This window comes from Pseudomonadota bacterium (genome assembly GCA_030775045.1).
In the GTDB taxonomy this organism is placed as follows: Bacteria; Pseudomonadota; Alphaproteobacteria; order JALYJY01; family JALYJY01; genus JALYJY01.
Window position 1 is genome coordinate 22,502 of record JALYJY010000002.1, and the last position, 18,256, is coordinate 40,757.

Genomic DNA, 18,256 nt, shown 5'->3' on the forward strand with positions numbered 1-18,256 from the left:
AGCCCGCCCCTCCTGTCAGCCGTAGGCCTGTGACAGACAAAACCCTTCTGAAACAGCTCGAAGCCCCCGTTCAGGCCAACCAGACACCCTCAAGCCCCGGTATGCAGAGGGCCATGGCAGAGGCGCAGCGTCGTGTGGAAGAAACCCAGGGCCCGGGAGCCTATCTTCGTGCCCTCCCTGAGGCCGCGGCAAGAACCAGTTTGGCGGCCCTGACAGCACTTCCCCTGAATTTCGGCGATGAAATCATGGCCCGCGTCGCTGCGGAGGTGCAGAACCCGTGGGAAGCCATGACTGACCCGTTCTCCATTCGGGCCAGAGCAGGGCAGGGGCCAAGTAACCTCCAGAAATCCGCTGCGGAAAATCTGGAAAAGATCCGGGCGTTCAACAGGGAAACTCAGGAGTTAAGCCCCACCGGATATGCACTGGCCAGTATTGGTGGCGGCCTTATCGGTGGATCTGTTGTTCCTATAGGGGCAGCGGCAAACGCAGCCAAAAGCGCTACTGGTGCGCTCGGAGCGCTGGGGGCCGGTATCAAAGGCGCAGCAACCGCCGCACCTGTTGGAGCGATTGCAGGATTTGGGGCCGGGGAAGGTGGGATCGACAATCGCCTGGACGCCGCCGGAGAGGGTGCCATGTGGGGTGCCGGGCTGGGCGGAGGGTTCCCCATTGCTGGCAGTGCCCTGAAGGGCATCGGAAACGTTATTGTGCCAAGGGTGGCCGAGGGGCTGCAGGATGCTGTTCAGCTGGCCCGGAAATACAAAATCCCTCTTGGCCTGGACCAGGTTACAGGAAGCAAGGCACGGCAGTTTCTGACATCTACGACTGGCCGCATCCCTCTCAGCGGTGGCAACAAGCTTGCGGACGCGCAGCAAAAGGCTTTCAACCGAAGTGTGCTGAAGACGATAAATGTTGAAGCCGACAGGGTGAGTGAAGAGGTCGTTGACAGTGCGGCAAGATCTATCGGTGAAAAATTCGATGATGTTCTGGCGGGAAAAACAATTACCATAACGCCCGATCACGTACAGAGGTTCCAGAATATCCTTGATGACGCCTCTCAGGGGCTGGCGGCGGACAAAGTCCAGTCCCTGAAAAAAGCTGTGGATCGTGTTCTCGGGAACCTTGACGAAAATCAGCAGATCAGCGGCGAGAAAATCAATGATATCCGCAGTTCCCTGACAAAAATATCAAGATCGGCAGACCCGGGGATCAAGCAGTATCTGGACGACATTGTTGAAACAGTTGTCGATGTGTCGACAGAAGGCAATCCGGCAGCACGGGAGCTGCTCACCGAGGCCCGTTATCAGTGGAAAAACCTCAAAACACTTGAGCCACTTCTGGCGAAAGCATCAACCTCGAACGGAAATATCGGCCCGGGCCTTCTCAGGGAAAAGGTTTCCAATAAATTCGGCACCCTCAATCTTGCGCGCGGCAATGCGGGGGAGCTTGGTGATCTGGCCAAAGTCGGCGAATTACTGAAATCCAAGATCGGCGACACGGGAACGGCCGAGCGCCTTGCCTCCTACTCCGCTTTTGGGGGTGGGCTGGCCGCACTCAACCCGCTCAAGGCACTGGGAGCCCTGGGAGCGGCCGCCGGGTACCAAGCCTATAACCGTTTCCAGCCTCTGGTCAAATGGGCCGCATCAGGCGGACTGGACCTTACAAAAACCCTTCCGCAGATCCCGGGCACGCCGGCTGCCCTTCTGGCAGGTCCGCTAGCCCAGCTTGAAGCTTCCCAGCCCAGACTTGTCGCCCCACAAAGATAAAAAACAGGAGAACACAATGGCAAAACACTCGGTAACACTGTCCGCGAACGCAACAAACACCGCTATCTGCACAGCTGTAAAGCCTCGCAATGCGGACAAGTGGATCGGCACATTCAACATTTTCGGGACTTTCGGGAGCGGTACTGTTGCCCTGAACATGTCCACGGATGGTGGAACAACGAAAGTGGCCATCAAGAAAGCGGACGGGACATCCTATACCACCACGGCGGCTGATAATTTCCAGGTCGAGCTTGGATGCGGATCGGGCAACAGTGACGATATCATTCTGTATGCAACCTTGTCAGGGGCCACAAACCCGTCTATCACCATTACGGTGCATGATAATACATAGGCTATTCAGGCGTCTTGCAGGGAAAGGCTTGGATCATAGATGCAAAAACAATTTGGGCAGACCGATAATGGAGGATCTCGGGTTTTTCCTCAGCGTGTTTTATAAAAATTCTGGCTGCCTGCCCAAAAGTTAATCCTTGAGGCAAATTTAATAAACAAACATTATTGCTTTTTTCTACAAAAGCTGCCGTTTCTAATACACCTGCAATATAACCGAAACAAAGACCTGTAGAAAGATACTTCCCTTGTGTCTCTGCCTCCTTACATAGTGCAAGTAAATTGTTACCTGTTCTTGGGTCAAGGCTTTCGTAATTTTCTGCTTGGGCGGGAAAAGAAACGACCAACAGCATAAGGAACACAAGATACCGGAGCATTTTCCCCTCCATTTTTGGGAAAACGCTAGTCTGAAAGCAACCTGACGTCAAGTTTCATCCCAAAGGATTGACTCTCTCACAAGTTGCATGAATCCTTCACTGTCCGATTCCGGGCGGTGGAGGCTTCATGGATCGCCGAACATTCCTGCTTGGCTTGTTTGGCTTGCTCACGGCCGTTCTGGCCTTTCCTAGAAAAACCGGAGAAGACGACATGAAGCCCACCAAGGGACTGAAAGCCTATGGGAAAAAAGCCTCTGCAGCGGCAGTCAAGAATGCGCCGCGGCCTACACCGAAGGTAAAAACTCCCAAAAAACCGATGTCGCATCGCTAGAACTAATGTATCTGGCGCTTTTGGGGGCGGCCCTGCTGGCGGGGTACGCCCCCTACTTTTATGAGGGTGACATGCAATGGTATGTCAGCCTTGTATCGCGTGATTTTATCATCTTCTGCGTAAGTCTTGCCGGGGCAATTTTTATTCCCTACAGCCGGCCTGCTGCAAAAGTGATATGGTCCATTTGGACGCTGTGGCAGCTGGCTATTTTTATCTGCAAGGCTATTGAGGCCTTCACAGATTTTCCAGTCCAGTTCTGGGATGTCGTCACCACAATAACTGCGCTTGTTTTTGTCCTCTGGATGTTTTCCCGCAGGCCACATGCGCCACGACAGAGACCGCTTGCGGACGGTCACCTCTACTACATCCTCTCCGCACCCTCTGACTTCAAGAGCCTTCTGCTGTCCCTGTTCCTCCGGCCCTACAGCGGTCTGAGGGTCTATCTGGACGGCAAGATCTGGACCTACCGCAGGAACCATGGGTTCACCCGGCTGGAGGGCGAGGCGGCCTTGAGAAAGCTGAAGCATTGCCGGATGGTTCACATCGGACCGGCAACTGATGAAGACCGCGCCTGTCTCGACAGCCTGATCGGTACACAATGGTCGCTGAAAACCAACTGTTTTGCCCTTCTCGAAAACCACTTCGGACCAGTAAGGAACCATGCGTGATGCAGGATCTACCACCGGACACGGGCTTTCTGTCCATGTTTTTTAAATACGCTGCCGGCCCCGCTATAGCGGCCATTCCCGGCGTTCTGTCCCGTATTCTCGCGGCCCGAATTGCCGACAAACAGAAAATCACTGTCCGGGAAATTATATACCGGATGTCCACGGTTGTTTTGTTTGGCCTTATGGGCGGGGGTCTGGCCCTGTATCTCGATCTCCACTACCTGATCGGGTGCACCATGGCGGCCCTGTTCGGGAATTGTGGTGGATCCTGCCTGAAGATCTGGCGGGCCATTCTGGAGAAGCAGTTCGGGCTGGAATCCCGGAACAAGGGCGAATAATGGAAAGTTTCTACGCCCACTGGTCGCAGGTTCCCGCAGCAGAATGGCGCTGGCCAAACTTCACCCCGAAAGAGATTGCCTGTCGTGGCACGGGGGCCATCACGATCGTTCCGGAAGCCCTGGATAAACTGCAGGCTTTGCGGGATACCATCGGCAAGCCGCTTATCATCAATTCAGCCTACAGAAGCCCCTCGCACAATGCGAAGGTCGGGGGCAGTCCGCAATCAAAGCACCTTCTGGGGATCGCCTTTGACATTTCCCTGAAGGGCCATGACCGCTACAGGCTGACACATGCAGCGGAAGAGGTCGGGTTTATGGGGATTGGCCAGTATCCATCATTCGTCCACCTGGACACACGGGAAACGCCTGCAAGATGGGATAAGCGATAATGATAGCAGCACTCTCAACGCTCTGGAGCTTCCGGAAAGCCATTGGCATAGGCCTTGCTGGTCTGTTTGTTGTGGCTGGTCTCTGGTATGTCAGACACCTCCAAATAAATAACGCCCGCCTGACAATCGAATGCGACAGGGCAATTCAGGTTGCGAAAGAGAATGCGGCCATTGCTGCCGAAGCCCAGAAGCAGGCAGAACGCAACGAGCAGGCCGTGGCTGAGGTTCGCAAAGCCGAAGTTGCCCGTCTGCAGAAATCCCAGAAGATCAGAGAGGACATATCCCATGCCCCGGTCACTACTGCCTGTGTTGATAGCCCTGCCATTCGTGCTGCTTTTGACGGCCTGCGCAGGACAACCGTACCCAAAGCTGCAGCTGGTCAAGACGCAACCTCCCGCTGACCTTCTGACCTGTCAGGAAGAGCCAGCTGTCCCCGAGATGAAGACCGACGCTGACTTGGCGGGATATATCATTGCGCTCGCTGATGTTGGACAGGATTGCCGGGAGCGGCTGGGCAGGGTAGGGGGGCTGGTGCGTTAATGCTGATCTGCCGCCGCTGCTGTCCCCGGTGTTGATCCGCGGGGTACAAGCTTCACCCTGACAATTTCTTCAGGCATCAGCAGCTCAAGAACTTTCCGCAGTGCGCCCATTTGCGCCCCGACGCAGAACCACCCCAGGCCTTGAGCCTCAGCATCATCGGAGGCGTATCCCAGTTCTATTGTCTCGGCATATGGATTCCGCTGGATTACCCTGACGGTTTCCTGCGCAGCCTTTGCCTGCGCCTTAAGCAGCGTCAGGATCTGGTTCACGGCGCCTTCCGGCACAGCCCTCCGCCCCGAAGACCAGCTTTTTATGGTGTCCGGCCGCACATCGAGAAATTCAGCGGCCTCCCTGTGAGAGAGGCCGCAGGACTGCAGGAGTATCTGGAAAACCGTTTCCATCAGTAATTCTTTATGTTTTCATAAGCAGCCAGGGCGCGATCGAGCCGCCCCGGTTCATCCCAGTCATACCCCCCGTTCTGCTGCGCTCTCCTGTCCCCGTTCGCAGCGCGAAGAACTTCAGCGTGATTTCTCAGGGAAATGGCTTCAAGCTCCATGTCCGATCCACCGCAGGGCGTTGTCATCGCACAGCCGCTGATATGACGAGCCGCTTCTTCGAGTTTCTGAATTTCTGTTTCGTAGGCCATCTTCAGGTCTCCTTACCTCTTGCAGGGGGCCGATCCCCCCGCGTCATGTGATTATATGTACACCAGTCGTGTACATTAAAAAAGGGGTAATCTTCACTTTCCTGAAAATATGAGTGGTTAACACAGGAATGCCCCGCCCGTAAAGTGGTTTTTAACACCATACCGCCCTTTTGCCTCCATCATATTTCCGGGCCAATCCTGAAGCAATCATCTGTTGGCCCACGTCCTTCCCGTCTGCGGTCAGGACCCGGGCATCGTACCTGCCGCTGTACTTGTCAGGCGACACATCCACCAGCACAGCGCGATCCTTCAGCAATCCCCTGACATAATCCCTGGCCTTCCGGGCAAGCTGCTTTTCCTTTTCGCATTTCCCCCGGATCTCCGGAGTATCTATACCCAGGATCCTGATCTTCGCCGAGATTATGACCCCATAAAACACCGGGAATGAGGCGTCGAAGGTATCCCCGTCGATGACCTTCTGCACGGTTGCCTGATACGGGCCCAAATAGGCCTGTGCCATAACGGGGCAGGGAATCAGCAGAAGGGCCAGGAACAGCAAGGCTTTTTTCATCTATGCCACCCTGAAGGGAATAACCTTCTTCTCCTGAACCACACTTTCCAGATGGTCCGCCCAGAACTGCATTATGTCGCGACGTTCGGGCAGGTACTTCGCCTTGTTGTATATTGCACGTACACTGTCCTGATGATGTGAAAGCTGGCACTCGATGGCGTCTCCCTGAAAACGGTTCGTTTCGTTAAGGAATGTACTGGCCAGGGTTCTGAAGCCGTGCCCGGTCATCAAGCCTTTGTACCCAAGCCTGTACAGTGCCTGGAGCATCGTATTGTTGCTCATGTGCTCCCAGAAATTCCGGCCCGGAAGTATATATGGGCTGTCTCCGGAGATCTGTTTGAGCTCCTGAAGAAGCCTGATTGTCTGCCGTGCCAGCGGCACCAGATGATCCTCCTTTGTGCCCCTTCGCTGTGCCATCTTCATTCGCTCTGCCGGCACACAAAGCAGGGCGTTTTCGAAATCAATCTCAATCCACTTTGTTTTAATAAGCTCAGAAGTTCGCAGAAAAGTTAAAGCCAGAAGCTGCAGGCCGATTTGCGTAATTTTCATGCCCCTTTCATCATATGCCGAGATGGCCTTGATTAGAGCTGGAATTTCGGATTGTTCAACAGCGGCATAGTTTTTTTTCTTGTGGGGCGTTAAGGCACCCTCGAGATCTGTGGCAGGGTTTCTTCTGCACCTCCCTGACGCGATTGCGTACCGGAAAACTGATCGAGCAATGCCAAGGCATCTGTGTGCCATGTCATGGACTCCGCGCTGTTCCATAATTCTTAAAACATTAAGCAACTCCGGAGGCTCTATAAGGGCGATGGGCGACTTGCCAAGGCAGGGGAACAAATTATTTTCCATGCGACCGAGCATGTTTTCCGCGTATTTTTCAGACCATGTGTTTTTCTGCTTTTCAAACCACTCTCTGGCAACTGATTCGAACGAATCGGCATGCGCGATCTTCTGCTGAAGGATTGTCTCTTTTTTGATAAAGGACGGGTCCCTGCCTTCGGAAAGTACCTTTCTGGCGACCTCACGCTTCCCCCGGGCCTCTGCAATCGACACTTCCGGGTACACCCCGAAGGCCAAACGCTTTTCCTTGCCGAGAAACCTGTACTTCATCCGCCAGTATTTTGCCCCTGTCGGGAACACTTCCATATAAAGCCCTCCGCCATCAGACAGTTTATAGGGCTTCTCCTTCGGCTTTGCGTTGCGGCAGGCCAGCTCTGTCAGCTTCATGGGGGCATCTCCGGGATGGGGTCATTTTTGTGCCACCGAATATGCCCCCGAATTTTTGAACTGTAAAGGGTGCCGCTGAAGCGCCATGAAGCGTACTGACAGCGATTATATGAGGTATTTACTGATTTTCTGCCCTCTGGTGACGCAACGTGAAGCGCCCTGAAATAGAGGAATGGTGGGCCCGGCAGGATTCGAACCTGCGACAACACCGTTATGAGCGGTGCGTTCTGACCGCTGAACTACAGGCCCGCCGGAAGCAGAACAGGGTTCTTGTAGCAGACACCGGCAAAAGGGTTCAAGGGTGGGTATGCACTGTTGCCGGTTTCCGGAACAGCGCATATCCGGCGTCATTCATGTCTGTACTGCTGCCGGGGGGGCATGAAACCGGGGATATCGCGGATTGCCCCGTTGGCAAGCCAGTATTCCTGCAATTTCCCTTTTGTCCCGTCGATATGGACTTCCCTGGGGTAATCTGTCCCGGGGGCACAGAGACGCTGAAATTCCGACGCAGCAAATTCGAAAGCCGTAAAAGCTGTCACAATGTCAGGAAACAGGCTCGCAGGGCGTGGCCTGTCGGAATTTTTCAGTCCAACGAAATTGCGTACAGAGTTTCCAAACAGGGTGGCGTGAAGGCGTACACTGTCCCGTCCCGCAACAAGACATCGCCGGAATTCTCCAGGCACCGGCTTTTTTGCCAACCCGCAAACAGTCTCTGCATTATTCAGTGTCTGCCCGTTTTGTGTGAGCAGGCTTGCGACTTTGTCAGCCTGCTGTACTGCTACATTCTTCAGCGCCAGCGCTTTGTCTCTGTCTTCTTCGCCTGTTTTGCGTGCGATGCCCCATGCGGTCCAGGCGGCGACCATTCCGGCGAGTTCTATGCTTGCCTCCCCTTGTTCATGCCTGCAAAGGTCCTGGAAATATGCGCATTTCACCGTGGGCGGCGCATCGTCCGGCGGAGCTGGCGGCGGAGGTTCCCGGTCCGGGAGCGTTACGCAGGAAATTTCCAGGGCGGCAACGCAGGCCACCAGGGCAGTTTTCAGATGTGACATGATGTTTTCCTGAAGTTTGCAGGTTACAGGCCCGGAGAGGCGTGTTTACTGGTAATAGACATAATCCTGACCAGGGGCAGCAAATAATTGTTTTTACATGAATTTTACAACTAAAAGATGTTTCCGGGGATGGTGACGGGACAGAAGAAGCCTTCAGGGCCTGTTAATCTTTTCCGGATAGATGTGGGAGGTATCGGAAACTTACAGGGGTTTTCTGACCGTGTTCGGGAAAAAGCCTCCGGATTACACAGCAGGGGTGTGGCAGAAGCTTTCCCGCGCGGCCCGGTCCGGGCCACAGCGAAATAAAGCGGGACTCTCCAGGTCGGAGAAGCAGGCTCTGCTGATGCTTGGTGTGATTGGTCTGGGAATAGTGATTGGTATGCACTGTACACCGGATTTTTCTTTCCGGTGTCAGCGGCTGGATGGGCCGGATCCTGATCCTGGAGCCGTGCCTGCCCTGTCCGGTCAGAAGGGGCCGGAGATTCAGGAGATCAGGAAGGGTTTACCTCACCCCACAGGTCATAGTCCTCTGCGTTGGTGATTCTGGTCTTCACCAGGTCGCCGGGTTTTAAATTCGCGCCGTCGTTCAGGAACACGTTGCCGTCGATCTCGGGCGCGTCAGCCCAGGAGCGGCCCACGGCGCCGTCTTCATCCACCTCGTCGATCAGCACTTCGATGGTGCGGCCGACCTTCGCCTGCATGCGCTTGCTGCTGATGCCCTGCTGGTGCGCCATCAGGCGGTGCCAGCGTTCTTCCTTCACTTCTTCGGGCACAGCGTCGGGCAGATCGTTGGCCTTCGCACCCTGGACAGGTTCGTATTTGAACGCGCCCAGCCGGTCGATTTCTGCCCCGGTCAGCCAGTCCAGCAGCATCTGGAAATCCTGCTCGGTTTCTCCCGGAAAGCCCACGATGAACGTGGAGCGCAGGGTCAGACCGGGGCATACCTTGCGCCAGTTTTTAATCCGATCCAGCACCTTTTCCTGATTGGCCGGGCGGCGCATGTTTTTCAGAACGGCCGGGCTGGCATGCTGGAAGGGGATATCCAGATAGGGCAGGATTTTTCCTTCCGCCATCAGGGGAATCACGTCGTCCACATGGGGATAGGGGTACACGTAATGCAGGCGCACCCACGCGCCTAGCGTGCCCAGTTCCTGGCACAGATCGAGAAACTTTGCCCGCACCTGCCGGCCTTTCCAGGCGCTTTCGGCGTATTTCACGTCAATTCCATAAGCACTTGTGTCCTGGGAGATGACCAGCAGTTCCTTCACGCCCGCGTTGACCAGGCGCTCGGCCTCGGCCAGTACCTGGTTGGCCGGGCGGCTGACCAGATCGCCGCGCAGGGACGGAATGATGCAGAACGAGCAGCGGTTGTTGCAGCCCTCGGAAATCTTCAGATAGGCATAGTGGCGCGGCGTTAATCTTAAGCCCTGGGGAGGCACCAGATCCATGTACGGGTCGTGTTTCGGCGGCACGGCCTCGTTCACCGCCTTGACCACCTGTTCATACTGGTGCGGCCCGGTGACAGCCAGCACGTTGGGATAATGGTCCAGGATGGAATTTTTGTCCGCGCCCATGCAGCCGGTGACGATGACGCGGCCGTTCTCGCGCATGGCCTCGCCGATGGCGTCCAGCGATTCCTGTTTCGCGCTGTCCAGAAAGCCGCAGGTGTTCACCAGCACCACGTCGGCCCCGTCATAGTCGCCGGAGATCTGGTACCCCTGCGTGCGCAGCTGGGTCAGGATCCGTTCCGAATCCACCAGTGCCTTGGGACATCCCAGGCTGACGATTCCGACTTTGGGTGCGAGTGCGCTTGATTTGCTCATAACCCCTTCCATACCAGGAAAGTAAAGAAATGTGCAGCTGAATCTGAAACGTGTTGACGGCGGAAAGCAGGATATGCCAGCATTCGGGCATGAGTTCGATGCGCACCCTGTCCTGTTTGTGGTGGCGGGCCCTGACATAAAGGCCCGGCGAATTTTCTTGTCCTAAAAACCAGTCCGCAAGGGGCCGCCAGATGGCAAGGCCCCTGCACGTGCATGGAATTGTTTCCGGCGGTTCTTTCAAAACCTTCAGGAGACATTGACCATGAGATCAATATTCCATTTGACCGACGCGGATTTTCAGGATCTTCATCCCGAACAGGCCCGCGCGCTGCGCCTTCGGATCGAGGCGCTGAAAGAGAACCGGAAAAAGTCAGAAGAGACGCAGGAGATCGGCGTTTTCGGAAAAATATACAGGGCCGTGAGACAGGAAGAGGCGGAGATCGAAATCCTCCACACCCTCTGCCGCCACAGGCCCGCAACCCCGGAAGCAGCCGCCCTGCCGGGTTTTGTCCCGGCCATGGCGAAGACGGTGACCAGCGGGTACCGGTATGACTGGAGCCAGCTGTATAACGCCCGGGGGTTCGTTGAGGCAAAAACGCACGGGGATGTTCTTCACGCCGTTCTGTATTTTGGTGTCTGTGCGGCCAGATACCGGGACTATGGGGAGGAATATCTGACCCACTGCGCCCGGATCAACCAGACGGCGTTTATCCAGGCTGTCGCCCACCGTCAGGCACCCTGTCCGGCGGGTGCTCCGTCGATACCCCATGTGCTGATCATGGCCATTCAGGCGCAGCTGATGGTGGCTACAACGCTGAATGATGTGGAAGCTATTGTGGGAAGAAACCGTCTGGAAGGTCAGCAGTCTCTGGGCGCCTTGCCGCTGTTGCAGGCTCTTTTCAGTCAGGGGCATCTGACGGGCGAGCACACAGAGGAAATGGACGAGACGCTGAACGACTGTATTCCGGAATACCTGGACCAGCTGCTGGCGGCCAGCCGGTACGCAGCGGCGGCGGATGTTTTTGTCCAGACCGTTACGGTGTGTACAGACCTGGTGCGGGTGTTTGGCGCCGGTGAGGCCTGCCAGGCGAAAGCCCTGGAGGTTCTGGAGGGCTGTGATGCCTCCGGGACAGAGGGACTGCGCCGGCAGATGGCTCAATGCCTGATGGCCTGCCCGTCCTTTTTCAGGATGGCCGATCCGCGCAGGATTTACGGTCCGAAATTGGTGCCGCAGTGAAAGGTGATTGGTATGTCAGCGTATCCTAGTAATACCCCAGTGCAAGGCGGGCATCCTCGGACATCATGCTGCGGTCCCAGGGGGGATCCCAGACCAGTGTGGCCTTTGCGGATGTGACGCCCTCTACCGTTTCCGCGGCCTGTTCCACCATGCCGGGCATTTCCCCGGCCACGGGGCAGGCCGGGGCGGTGAGGGTCATGTCGATGTCCACGGCTCCGCCTTCCCGGATGGTGATTCTGTAGATCAGGCCCAGGTCATAGATGTTGACCGGAATCTCCGGGTCGTGGACGGTTTTCAGGGCCGCGATGATCCGCTCCCGCAGGTCGTTTTCCGCGGGGTCAGCGGTGCTCTGTTCCGGAGTGCCGGACGGTTCTGTCATGGTATCCTGTCCGCCAGCCTGACCCTTACAGTTTCAGGCTGCGTACATACTCCTGCCGTTCCTGTTTTGCCTTGTCCAGGGCCTTGCGGGCGGCTGTGCGCTGCCTGTCCAGATCCTCCAGCGCGTCTTCCTGGGTATCCAGTTTTTTCAGGTACTTTTCAGCCACATCGCTGTCTTTTGGCACGGCCTTCAGGTTTTCCCGCAGGCGCTCCTGATCCTGTTCCAGGGTATCCATGGAGTTCTGGATCTCATCCAGTTTCCGCTGCCTGTCCTCGACGGTTGCGCTGTATTCCGCCAGTTTTGTCAGGGCCTGCCGGACCTTGTCAGACAGACGCTTTGCGGCGGCAAAGTACTGCAGCTGTCCTGTGCCCAGGTCTACCAGGTGGAAAGTCTGCAGCTGGGGCAGTTCTGTTACAACAGTGATTTTCGAGGTTTTTCCGGCCGGGACCGTATCGCGGATGCGCCAGGCGCTGTCGGTCACCTGGACCGACTTCGGATCCGGCTGTACCAGCGTCCAGCCCTCGTATTTCGGATGTTCGATCAGAACCGTGCGATCCTCTTTCGCTGCGCCGGTGACGGTGTATGTGGTGGCGTCCCGGCGGACGATGTTCAGCTGCAGGATCCCGTCGGCGATCCTGCCGTCGGCCACCAGCTCCTCTCCCGCGCCATCGCGCAGGATGCGCACCTTCTGGTCCAGCGCAAAGCTGACCATGCGGTCCTCGCCGGCGGGCAGGGGGGCCATCTGCGCATCGCCCACATAGCTGACGTCGCCACTTTTCGCGTCGCGCTCATACAGCGTCAGAACTCCGGGCGGCAGGCCCGTATCGCTGTCGTTGGTCATGCGGACGGCGGCCAGAGGGTGAGGTGAAGGCCCGGATCCCCGCACCAAAGCCAGAGGATCAGTGCCCTGTATGGCATACTGGTAAAAGGAGACGGGATCCACAGGCACGTCCCGGCTGATGATGGGCAGCAGGACCGAGTGCCCGCGGGGAACCGTCACAGGCTTTGGCATGTGGAACGTGACCTGGGTGGCGGCCTCGGCGCTGGCGGCTGCCTCAATCCTTGCAGGCATAGGCGCGGGTGGTGGGGCGGGCGCCATTTCTGCGGGGATGCCACCCTGCATTCTCATTTGTTTTTCTCTTGCGACCGTTGCAGGGGCAAGCCTTTCAACGGAAGAGGCCGAGACTTCTCCCATGGTCCTGCCAAAGGCTGCCTCTTCCGCCATGTCGCGTCCGTCCATGTCCTTGTCCATGTCCGCGTACTGCGCTGCGCCCTGGTCGACCTTTGGCAGGATGCGCCCGAAAACTTCCACGGGAACTTCAGGGCGGCTGACGTAATAGGCGTCGAACAGCTGCTGGCGGAAGGTGACCGGATTGCCCGAGGCAACGGTCAGGTCCACGTTGTTCCAGTCCTCGCCGCTCACGTTTTCCAGCACAGCCCAGCCCTGCAGCTGGCCTTTTTTCCCCTGGCCCTGCTGCGGCACGGTCAGGCGGTATGTGGTTTTCCACAGGGGCGCCTCGGCCACGTAGGCTACCCGCACGGTTCGCTCACCGTCGCCATTCAGGCGGACTGTCAGGGTGCGGCTGTCCTGTGCCGTGTCGCGGGACAGAGCCGTCAGCGCCTCGTTGACCTGGGCCTGCAGTTTGCGGTCCACAAACTCGATCGAATCCGTGTTTTCCAGGATGAACTGTTTCAGCCCGCCCACGGTCATGATGCTGAGCCGGTGCTGAAGCATGGAGCCGCGGTTGTCGGGCAGGTTCACCATCTCCGGCGTGACGGACAGGATGCGGCCGGTGAGGCTGCCCCGGATGCGCACCTCGGCCCCCCGCAGGGCTGTCAGCAGATCGGCGGGAGAATTCAGGGACTGCTGGCTGAACGGCAGGGACCGGAAGGTTTCCCGCAGGGGTTCCTTCCCGGGCAGGCTGACCTCGCCCACGTCGCCACGGTCGTCATAGACCACGATGCTTTTCAGGATGTCGTTCACCTGGTCCAGGGGGACGGACAGGGGCAGGGTGGTGTCGCCGCTGACCGTGGCCTCATACTCGAAATAGCCCACGCCGCCGGTGGACAGCATGACCCGCTTCAGGGCCAGGCCCTCGGCCCCCAGCGCCGGGAACGCCATCAGCAGGGCAGACAGGGACAGGGCGGCAGGCAGGAATGCTTTTTTCATGGGACAGATTCCGGTTCAGCAGTGAATAACCGGCGGGATCCTAGCACAGATCCCGGCGATTGTGTGACGTGGAAAGAAAGCGGACTGTCTGTGCCGTCAGGCTGTCAGTTGAACTTTTATGGCCGGGGTTGTGGGAGAAGGATTCCCGCGCTGCAAGGCTGAATATTCCTGCCAGATCAGGTGTCGTGTAACCATAAGGGGCGATCTGTGATCGGGGGAATTCCCTTTTTCCCTGTCCTGTGCCGCAATTGTTTCATCGAAAAACCAGTCATGTCTTCTGCCGCGCCAGGAGTACCAGCTGTGTTCTTTCTGGATATCAGCATGGCGGGTCAGCCTGTCCATGTCCATCCACTCATGACCGGTATTTTTGCAGGGTGTCACTGGCACCATCCTGCACCGGATGTAAATATCCATGGCCGGACCGGAAGGATTGAACATCTTTGCCACGGTACGGATTTCGAGGGCATCTGATCCGGTCAGATCTTTCAGAATTTGCGCAGCAGCCTGTTCCGGGATCTGGTCCGTTGCCGGTGCGCAGGACGGCAGTGTTATTTCACCTTTCCCACCCCGGGTGACAAGGATCCGGTTACCGGAGATCGCGATCATGTAAACAGTTCCCTGAGGCAGGGAATTGATCTGGTTGATATTTGTGAGAGTCATGGCTGTATACCCTGGCAGAAAAACCCTGTTCCTGTATGGCCGGGCCTATTACTTTCGTCCAGAATGTTTTGTCCGGGTTTTGGACTCACAGGCATTGCCGTGATATGCAGGGCCGGGCCCACACAGGATTTCCGCCATGCTGATCGACACCCACTGCCACCTGGACGACCCTGACCTCTCCGGCGATCTGGATGGCGTCGTGGCCCGTGCGTTGGCGGCGGGGGTAGGGCGGATGGTGACTATCTCCACCCACATGTCCACGCTGCCGGCCGTCCGCGCGGTGGCCGAGCGTTTCCCGAACGTGTGGTTCAGCGTAGGGGTGCATCCCCACCATGCGGCGGATGATGGGGAAATGCCCACAGTGGACCAGCTTGTAGCCGTCGCCCGCCATCCGAAAGCCGCGGGAATCGGGGAATGCGGCCTGGACTATTTCTATGAGCACAGTCCCCGGGACCAGCAGCAGGAGGGCTTCCGCCGCCATATCCGCGCCGCTCTCCAGACAGGTTTGCCCCTGATCGTCCATACCCGGGACGCCGAGGAAGACACCATGCGCATCCTGCGGGAGGAGGCGGACGGAAAGGGACTACGCGGCGTCCTGCACTGTTTCACCTCCAGCCGCTGGCTGGCGGAACAGGCGGTGGGGTTCGGATTTTACATCTCCCTGTCCGGCATTCTCACATTCAAAAAATCAGCAGACCTGCGTGAAACGGCAAAACATGTGCCGCTGGAGCGCCTTCTGGTGGAGACGGATGCCCCCTGGCTGGCCCCGGAGCCCCACAGGGGAAAAAACAACGAGCCGGCGTTTGTGGTCCACACCGCCGCCGTCCTGGCCGGACTGAAGGGAATTCCTGTGGAAGAGCTGGCCAGAAAAACCACCGAAAACGCCCTGCGCCTGTTTGACCGGATGTCCGCGCCGGCAAGTTCGTTAACCTGAAATAAACCATGCCGTGGCACGATCCGTCCTGACCGGAACTGCAACCACAGGAGGTATTCCGTGAGTGCTGATGAAGAAAAGGCTGCGGAACCATCCGTATCCGGGCCACCCTCGTCCGGAAAGGGATGGGCATGGCTGGGTGCGGTAGTGACCACAGCCGCCAGCCTGCTGTTCGGCTGGTGCCAGAAGGAAGACCGCATCTGGATAGAGGGAAGAGCAAAAAAGGAACTGGGAGATAAGGACAGGGAGCTTGAGGAAATCAGAAAAAAGGAAAAAGAGGAATCAGAAAAACTGAAAGCTGCCAAACAGAAAAACAGGGAACTGCAGCTGGTTCTTGAGGATGTGAAGCTGCGAAAGCTGGTGGATGATCTGGCCGAGGTGTCGGCAGGCTGGGACAAATACCACGCGGACAGGAAGTGGGGGCCAGAATACAGGGTGCAGATAGAGGCCATCCATGTGGCGATGGATGAGACTCTGGAGCGGATGGCCGCACTGGAATTCGGGGACCATCCTGATTTCCGGCCGGAACAGATCACCGTTGTGACCACGCTGCGCCTTGGTGTAACAGGCGAACAGCTGCGCCGGCTGGAGAATCTGCGCTGGAATCCGAAAGCGGATGTTTTGGACATTCGCCGGCAGATGATCCGGAAGCTGACGGATATTTACAACAAAAAAGGCCTGCAGGGGGTGATAAAAGACACCCGGGACGGATATACCAGATACTGGCGGGATGTTGATCTGGCTGTTGCCTCGAATGTGGACTATGCAATCAGCTATTTCAGGGATGGCAGGGTACGTGGTTTTGCAAGGCCGGAAGAAGAGCTGGTCTTTATACCGGTAATGCCAGGATTTTATAATGAGAGGCAGGGGTTTAGAGAGATTCTGGGACATGAATACGGACATATTTTCCAGGATCTCCGTCTGTCTCCGGCCAGCGTAGAGGTACCTCTGGCAATGGAGACAGCAGCAGATTTCCAGCTGTACCAGAGCCGCAAGAGGCTTGAGGGCAATGGTCTGAAGGAGGACGGGACATGGCGTGATTTTCTGGGCCGCCAGGGAATCCTGGACGGGTGGTTCTTTGTCCCCGGATCAGGATATTCCTGCGTCGATCCTGTAATTTACCAGCATATGACGGCATATCCGCTGGCGCTGGTGGTGCAGGCAGCTCATGGTGAAACTCCGGAGCAGCGCCTGCAGGAGCTGGATTTCACCTTTCTGCAGGAAGCCCTGTCAGCCATCAGGAAGCGCCAGTGCGAATTCCTGGAAACGCCCCCGAAAACCATGATGGCGCAACTTGCCGGGAAGCCCCGGACAAGATATGGGGATGCTGCGACGGACTGGCTGATGCTGGCCCGGACCCCGAAGGGTTCTGACATGGCCATGTCTGTACTTTTTCTGATGCAGCGGCACGGTCTGGTAGACCCGGCATACCAGAATGTTCTGTATGGCGTGACTACGCAGATCTGCAGTGTGAAGGACGATTCCCGTGACCGGTGGGGCTATAACTGCGAATATGTCGAGGCCCCTGATCCTGCCAGGGGGCCCAACCCCAAACCCTGAGAGGCCGGTCATGGTGGGCGCAGCAGGGCTCGAACCTGCGACCCGCTGATTAAGAGTCAGCTGCTCTACCAACTGAGCTATGCGCCCGCCGATCCCCTCCATAACCCTGACTGCGGTGGTCAACTGCCACGTCACTGCGGTCCTCAGATCCTCACGTACTTCCGTGTACGCTCCGGTCTTCCGTTCCTCGTTCCTGACATTTGCCTCACCGCAGCGGGTTCTGCGGGGGATCCTGATAAACTCCGGGACCGGTCTTGTATCAGACATGGCAGGACAGAGTCTATATGGTCGTGAGGCCCTGGGCGAAGTCCAGGATGTCCCGTGCGATGGGGGCGGCGACCGATGATCCGCCGCCGCCGTGTTCCACGATGACACAACAGGCCATGCGCGGCTTGTTCAGGGGGGCATAGCCTGTGAACAGGGCATGGTCGCGGGACGCCCATTCCAGCTTGTCGTTGCTGATAACGCCGCGGGCACGCTCGGCCATGGTGATGCGTCGCACCTGGGAAGTTCCTGTCTTGCCACCCATTTCCCGGCCGGGTGTTCTGATCTGTGAGCCGCGGGCTGTGCCCCGGGCGTCCTGGGTGACCGCTCGCAGGCCCTGCATGACCAGGTCCAGATGGTCCGGATCCAGGCCCATGTCAGGCCATTCGGGCAGGAGGGGGGGCTCCCCCTCAATCTCCCGGATCACGCGCGGAACCACAGCCTTCCCGCCGTTGGCCAGCCGGGCCATCATGGCGGCAATCTGCAGGGGGGTTGCCAGCACATATCCCTGGCCGATGGCGGACACCAGCGTCTCGCCCTGCTGCCAGCGTTCCCCGAACCGGTTGCGTTTCCAGGCCTGGGTGGGAATGGCGCCGTCCTTTTCACCCGGAAGATCGATTCCCAGCTTTTGCCCCAGGCCAAAGCGATTGGCTATGGCCGCCATGCGGTCAATGCCCGTTTTCTGGGCCACGTCATAGAAGAACACGTCACAGGACTGGGCCAGGGCATCCACCATGTCCAGCGATCCGTGGCCTTCCCGCCGCCAGCAGTGAAAGCGGTGGCTGCCCAGGCTGACGTGTCCGGAACAGTGGACCCGGTGACGGGCGCTGATGGTGCCGGCGTCCAGACCGGCCAGACCCGTCATCATCTTGAATGTGGAGCCGGGGGCATACTGGCCTGCAATCACCTTGTTGATCAGGGGGTGGGCCGGATCCCGGGCAAGTTCCTGCCAGCTGGCGGCGGACAGGCCTTTGGCCAGGAG

21 protein-coding genes and 2 tRNA genes are annotated in these 18,256 nt (G+C 57.6%); 9 read left to right on the forward strand and 14 right to left on the reverse strand.

The genetic code is table 11. From position 1 onward, the window contains the following. Window positions 1-29 precede the first annotated feature (29 nt). Both M3O22_00340 and M3O22_00345 read left to right on the forward strand, forming a co-directional pair. Window positions 30-1,763 carry a hypothetical protein gene (locus tag M3O22_00340; protein MDP9195218.1) on the forward strand — a complete coding sequence of 578 codons (1,734 nt, stop codon included), beginning with the start codon at window positions 30-32 and terminating at the stop codon, window positions 1,761-1,763. Window positions 1,764-1,779: 16 nt separating this feature from the next. Then, a complete protein-coding gene (locus M3O22_00345) occupies window positions 1,780-2,115 on the forward strand; it encodes a hypothetical protein (GenBank protein MDP9195219.1) in 336 nt (111 codons plus the stop codon). 1 nt (window position 2,116) lies between these two features. Here the strand turns inward: M3O22_00345 and M3O22_00350 are convergent, their stop codons facing one another. Further along, the gene (locus M3O22_00350; GenBank protein ID MDP9195220.1) at window positions 2,117-2,488 is read right to left on the reverse strand and encodes a hypothetical protein; all 372 of its coding nucleotides are present in this window, start codon (window positions 2,486-2,488) and stop codon (window positions 2,117-2,119) included. A gap of 127 nt (window positions 2,489-2,615) precedes the next feature. Between M3O22_00350 and M3O22_00355 the strand changes: the two genes are divergently transcribed. Genes M3O22_00355 through M3O22_00370 form a run of 4 tightly spaced genes read left to right on the forward strand, consistent with a single transcriptional unit; the run spans window position 2,616 to window position 4,214 of the window. Then, window positions 2,616-2,819: a hypothetical protein gene (locus tag M3O22_00355; GenBank protein ID MDP9195221.1), complete on the forward strand. Its 204-nt coding sequence runs from the start codon at window positions 2,616-2,618 to the stop codon at window positions 2,817-2,819. Window positions 2,820-2,824: 5 nt separating this feature from the next. Beyond that, complete coding sequence (locus M3O22_00360; protein ID MDP9195222.1) at window positions 2,825-3,487, forward strand: hypothetical protein; 663 nt, start codon at window positions 2,825-2,827, stop codon at window positions 3,485-3,487. After that, window positions 3,484-3,825, forward strand: a complete 342-nt coding sequence (locus M3O22_00365) for a hypothetical protein (protein MDP9195223.1) — start codon at window positions 3,484-3,486, stop codon at window positions 3,823-3,825. The genes M3O22_00360 and M3O22_00365 overlap by 4 nt, the downstream gene beginning before the upstream one ends. Next, window positions 3,825-4,214, forward strand: coding sequence for a D-Ala-D-Ala carboxypeptidase family metallohydrolase (locus M3O22_00370; protein MDP9195224.1), 390 nt, complete (start codon window positions 3,825-3,827; stop codon window positions 4,212-4,214). Before M3O22_00365 ends, M3O22_00370 begins: the two co-directional genes overlap by 1 nt. Window positions 4,215-4,228: 14 nt before the next feature. Here the strand turns inward: M3O22_00370 and M3O22_00375 are convergent, their stop codons facing one another. From M3O22_00375 to rimO, 8 genes are all read right to left on the reverse strand, one after another. Then, window positions 4,229-4,597 carry a hypothetical protein gene (locus M3O22_00375; GenBank protein MDP9195225.1) on the reverse strand — a complete coding sequence of 123 codons (369 nt, stop codon included), beginning with the start codon at window positions 4,595-4,597 and terminating at the stop codon, window positions 4,229-4,231. 153 nt (window positions 4,598-4,750) lie between these two features. Then, window positions 4,751-5,155, reverse strand: coding sequence for a hypothetical protein (locus M3O22_00380; protein MDP9195226.1), 405 nt, complete (start codon window positions 5,153-5,155; stop codon window positions 4,751-4,753). Continuing rightward, window positions 5,155-5,400, reverse strand: coding sequence for a hypothetical protein (locus M3O22_00385; protein MDP9195227.1), 246 nt, complete (start codon window positions 5,398-5,400; stop codon window positions 5,155-5,157). Before M3O22_00385 ends, M3O22_00380 begins: the two co-directional genes overlap by 1 nt. Window positions 5,401-5,551: 151 nt before the next feature. Then, complete coding sequence (locus M3O22_00390) at window positions 5,552-5,971, reverse strand: thermonuclease family protein (GenBank protein MDP9195228.1); 420 nt, start codon at window positions 5,969-5,971, stop codon at window positions 5,552-5,554. Continuing rightward, complete coding sequence (locus M3O22_00395) at window positions 5,972-7,198, reverse strand: integrase arm-type DNA-binding domain-containing protein (protein MDP9195229.1); 1,227 nt, start codon at window positions 7,196-7,198, stop codon at window positions 5,972-5,974. It abuts the gene before it with no gap. A 173-nt stretch (window positions 7,199-7,371) separates the two neighbouring features. Beyond that, a tRNA-Ile gene (locus M3O22_00400) sits at window positions 7,372-7,447 on the reverse strand. Window positions 7,448-7,545: 98 nt separating this feature from the next. Continuing rightward, window positions 7,546-8,247, reverse strand: a complete 702-nt coding sequence (locus M3O22_00405) for a hypothetical protein (GenBank protein MDP9195230.1) — start codon at window positions 8,245-8,247, stop codon at window positions 7,546-7,548. A 491-nt stretch (window positions 8,248-8,738) separates the two neighbouring features. Continuing rightward, the gene (gene rimO / locus M3O22_00410) at window positions 8,739-10,070 is read right to left on the reverse strand and encodes a 30S ribosomal protein S12 methylthiotransferase RimO (protein ID MDP9195231.1); all 1,332 of its coding nucleotides are present in this window, start codon (window positions 10,068-10,070) and stop codon (window positions 8,739-8,741) included. A gap of 262 nt (window positions 10,071-10,332) precedes the next feature. On the opposite strand from rimO, the gene M3O22_00415 reads away from it, so the two are divergent. Further along, window positions 10,333-11,307 carry a hypothetical protein gene (locus M3O22_00415; protein ID MDP9195232.1) on the forward strand — a complete coding sequence of 325 codons (975 nt, stop codon included), beginning with the start codon at window positions 10,333-10,335 and terminating at the stop codon, window positions 11,305-11,307. Window positions 11,308-11,332: 25 nt separating this feature from the next. Here the strand turns inward: M3O22_00415 and M3O22_00420 are convergent, their stop codons facing one another. The 3 genes from M3O22_00420 to M3O22_00430 all read right to left on the reverse strand — a co-directional run bounded on the left by M3O22_00420 (window position 11,333) and on the right by M3O22_00430 (window position 14,516). Beyond that, the gene (locus tag M3O22_00420; protein MDP9195233.1) at window positions 11,333-11,686 is read right to left on the reverse strand and encodes an SUF system Fe-S cluster assembly protein; all 354 of its coding nucleotides are present in this window, start codon (window positions 11,684-11,686) and stop codon (window positions 11,333-11,335) included. 25 nt (window positions 11,687-11,711) lie between these two features. Beyond that, window positions 11,712-13,856: a DUF4139 domain-containing protein gene (locus M3O22_00425; protein MDP9195234.1), complete on the reverse strand. Its 2,145-nt coding sequence runs from the start codon at window positions 13,854-13,856 to the stop codon at window positions 11,712-11,714. Between the two features lie 96 nt (window positions 13,857-13,952). Beyond that, window positions 13,953-14,516 (reverse strand): hypothetical protein, encoded by a 564-nt coding sequence (locus M3O22_00430; GenBank protein ID MDP9195235.1) that lies wholly within the window; start codon window positions 14,514-14,516, stop codon window positions 13,953-13,955. A gap of 136 nt (window positions 14,517-14,652) precedes the next feature. Between M3O22_00430 and M3O22_00435 the strand changes: the two genes are divergently transcribed. Continuing rightward, a complete protein-coding gene (locus M3O22_00435; protein MDP9195236.1) occupies window positions 14,653-15,450 on the forward strand; it encodes a TatD family hydrolase in 798 nt (265 codons plus the stop codon). Between the two features lie 60 nt (window positions 15,451-15,510). Next, window positions 15,511-17,010, forward strand: a complete 1,500-nt coding sequence (locus M3O22_00440; protein ID MDP9195237.1) for a hypothetical protein — start codon at window positions 15,511-15,513, stop codon at window positions 17,008-17,010. A gap of 11 nt (window positions 17,011-17,021) precedes the next feature. On the opposite strand, the gene M3O22_00445 is transcribed toward M3O22_00440, so the two are convergent. Further along, a tRNA-Lys gene (locus M3O22_00445) sits at window positions 17,022-17,097 on the reverse strand. Between the two features lie 193 nt (window positions 17,098-17,290). Beyond that, window positions 17,291-18,256, reverse strand: a 966-nt coding sequence (locus tag M3O22_00450) for a penicillin-binding transpeptidase domain-containing protein (protein MDP9195238.1), incomplete at its 5' end; no start/stop codon positions are given.

Excerpts from the sequence above, each read along its gene's own strand:
- M3O22_00430 (MDP9195235.1), bottom strand. The coding sequence starts at position 14,516 with ATGACTCTCACAAATATCAACCAGATCAATTCCCTGCCTCAGGGAACT.
- M3O22_00395 (MDP9195229.1), bottom strand. The coding sequence starts at position 7,198 with ATGAAGCTGACAGAGCTGGCCTGCCGCAACGCAAAGCCGAAGGAGAAG.
- M3O22_00385 (MDP9195227.1), bottom strand. The coding sequence starts at position 5,400 with ATGGCCTACGAAACAGAAATTCAGAAACTCGAAGAAGCGGCTCGTCAT.
- M3O22_00415 (MDP9195232.1), top strand. The coding sequence starts at position 10,333 with ATGAGATCAATATTCCATTTGACCGACGCGGATTTTCAGGATCTTCAT.
- M3O22_00390 (MDP9195228.1), bottom strand. The coding sequence starts at position 5,971 with ATGAAAAAAGCCTTGCTGTTCCTGGCCCTTCTGCTGATTCCCTGCCCC.
- M3O22_00405 (MDP9195230.1), bottom strand. The coding sequence starts at position 8,247 with ATGTCACATCTGAAAACTGCCCTGGTGGCCTGCGTTGCCGCCCTGGAA.
- rimO (MDP9195231.1), bottom strand. The coding sequence starts at position 10,070 with ATGAGCAAATCAAGCGCACTCGCACCCAAAGTCGGAATCGTCAGCCTG.
- M3O22_00380 (MDP9195226.1), bottom strand. The coding sequence starts at position 5,155 with ATGGAAACGGTTTTCCAGATACTCCTGCAGTCCTGCGGCCTCTCTCAC.
- M3O22_00370 (MDP9195224.1), top strand. The coding sequence starts at position 3,825 with ATGGAAAGTTTCTACGCCCACTGGTCGCAGGTTCCCGCAGCAGAATGG.
- M3O22_00425 (MDP9195234.1), bottom strand. The coding sequence starts at position 13,856 with ATGAAAAAAGCATTCCTGCCTGCCGCCCTGTCCCTGTCTGCCCTGCTG.
- M3O22_00355 (MDP9195221.1), top strand. The coding sequence starts at position 2,616 with ATGGATCGCCGAACATTCCTGCTTGGCTTGTTTGGCTTGCTCACGGCC.
- M3O22_00420 (MDP9195233.1), bottom strand. The coding sequence starts at position 11,686 with ATGACAGAACCGTCCGGCACTCCGGAACAGAGCACCGCTGACCCCGCG.
- M3O22_00435 (MDP9195236.1), top strand. The coding sequence starts at position 14,653 with ATGCTGATCGACACCCACTGCCACCTGGACGACCCTGACCTCTCCGGC.
- M3O22_00350 (MDP9195220.1), bottom strand. The coding sequence starts at position 2,488 with ATGCTCCGGTATCTTGTGTTCCTTATGCTGTTGGTCGTTTCTTTTCCC.
- M3O22_00345 (MDP9195219.1), top strand. The coding sequence starts at position 1,780 with ATGGCAAAACACTCGGTAACACTGTCCGCGAACGCAACAAACACCGCT.
- M3O22_00360 (MDP9195222.1), top strand. The coding sequence starts at position 2,825 with ATGTATCTGGCGCTTTTGGGGGCGGCCCTGCTGGCGGGGTACGCCCCC.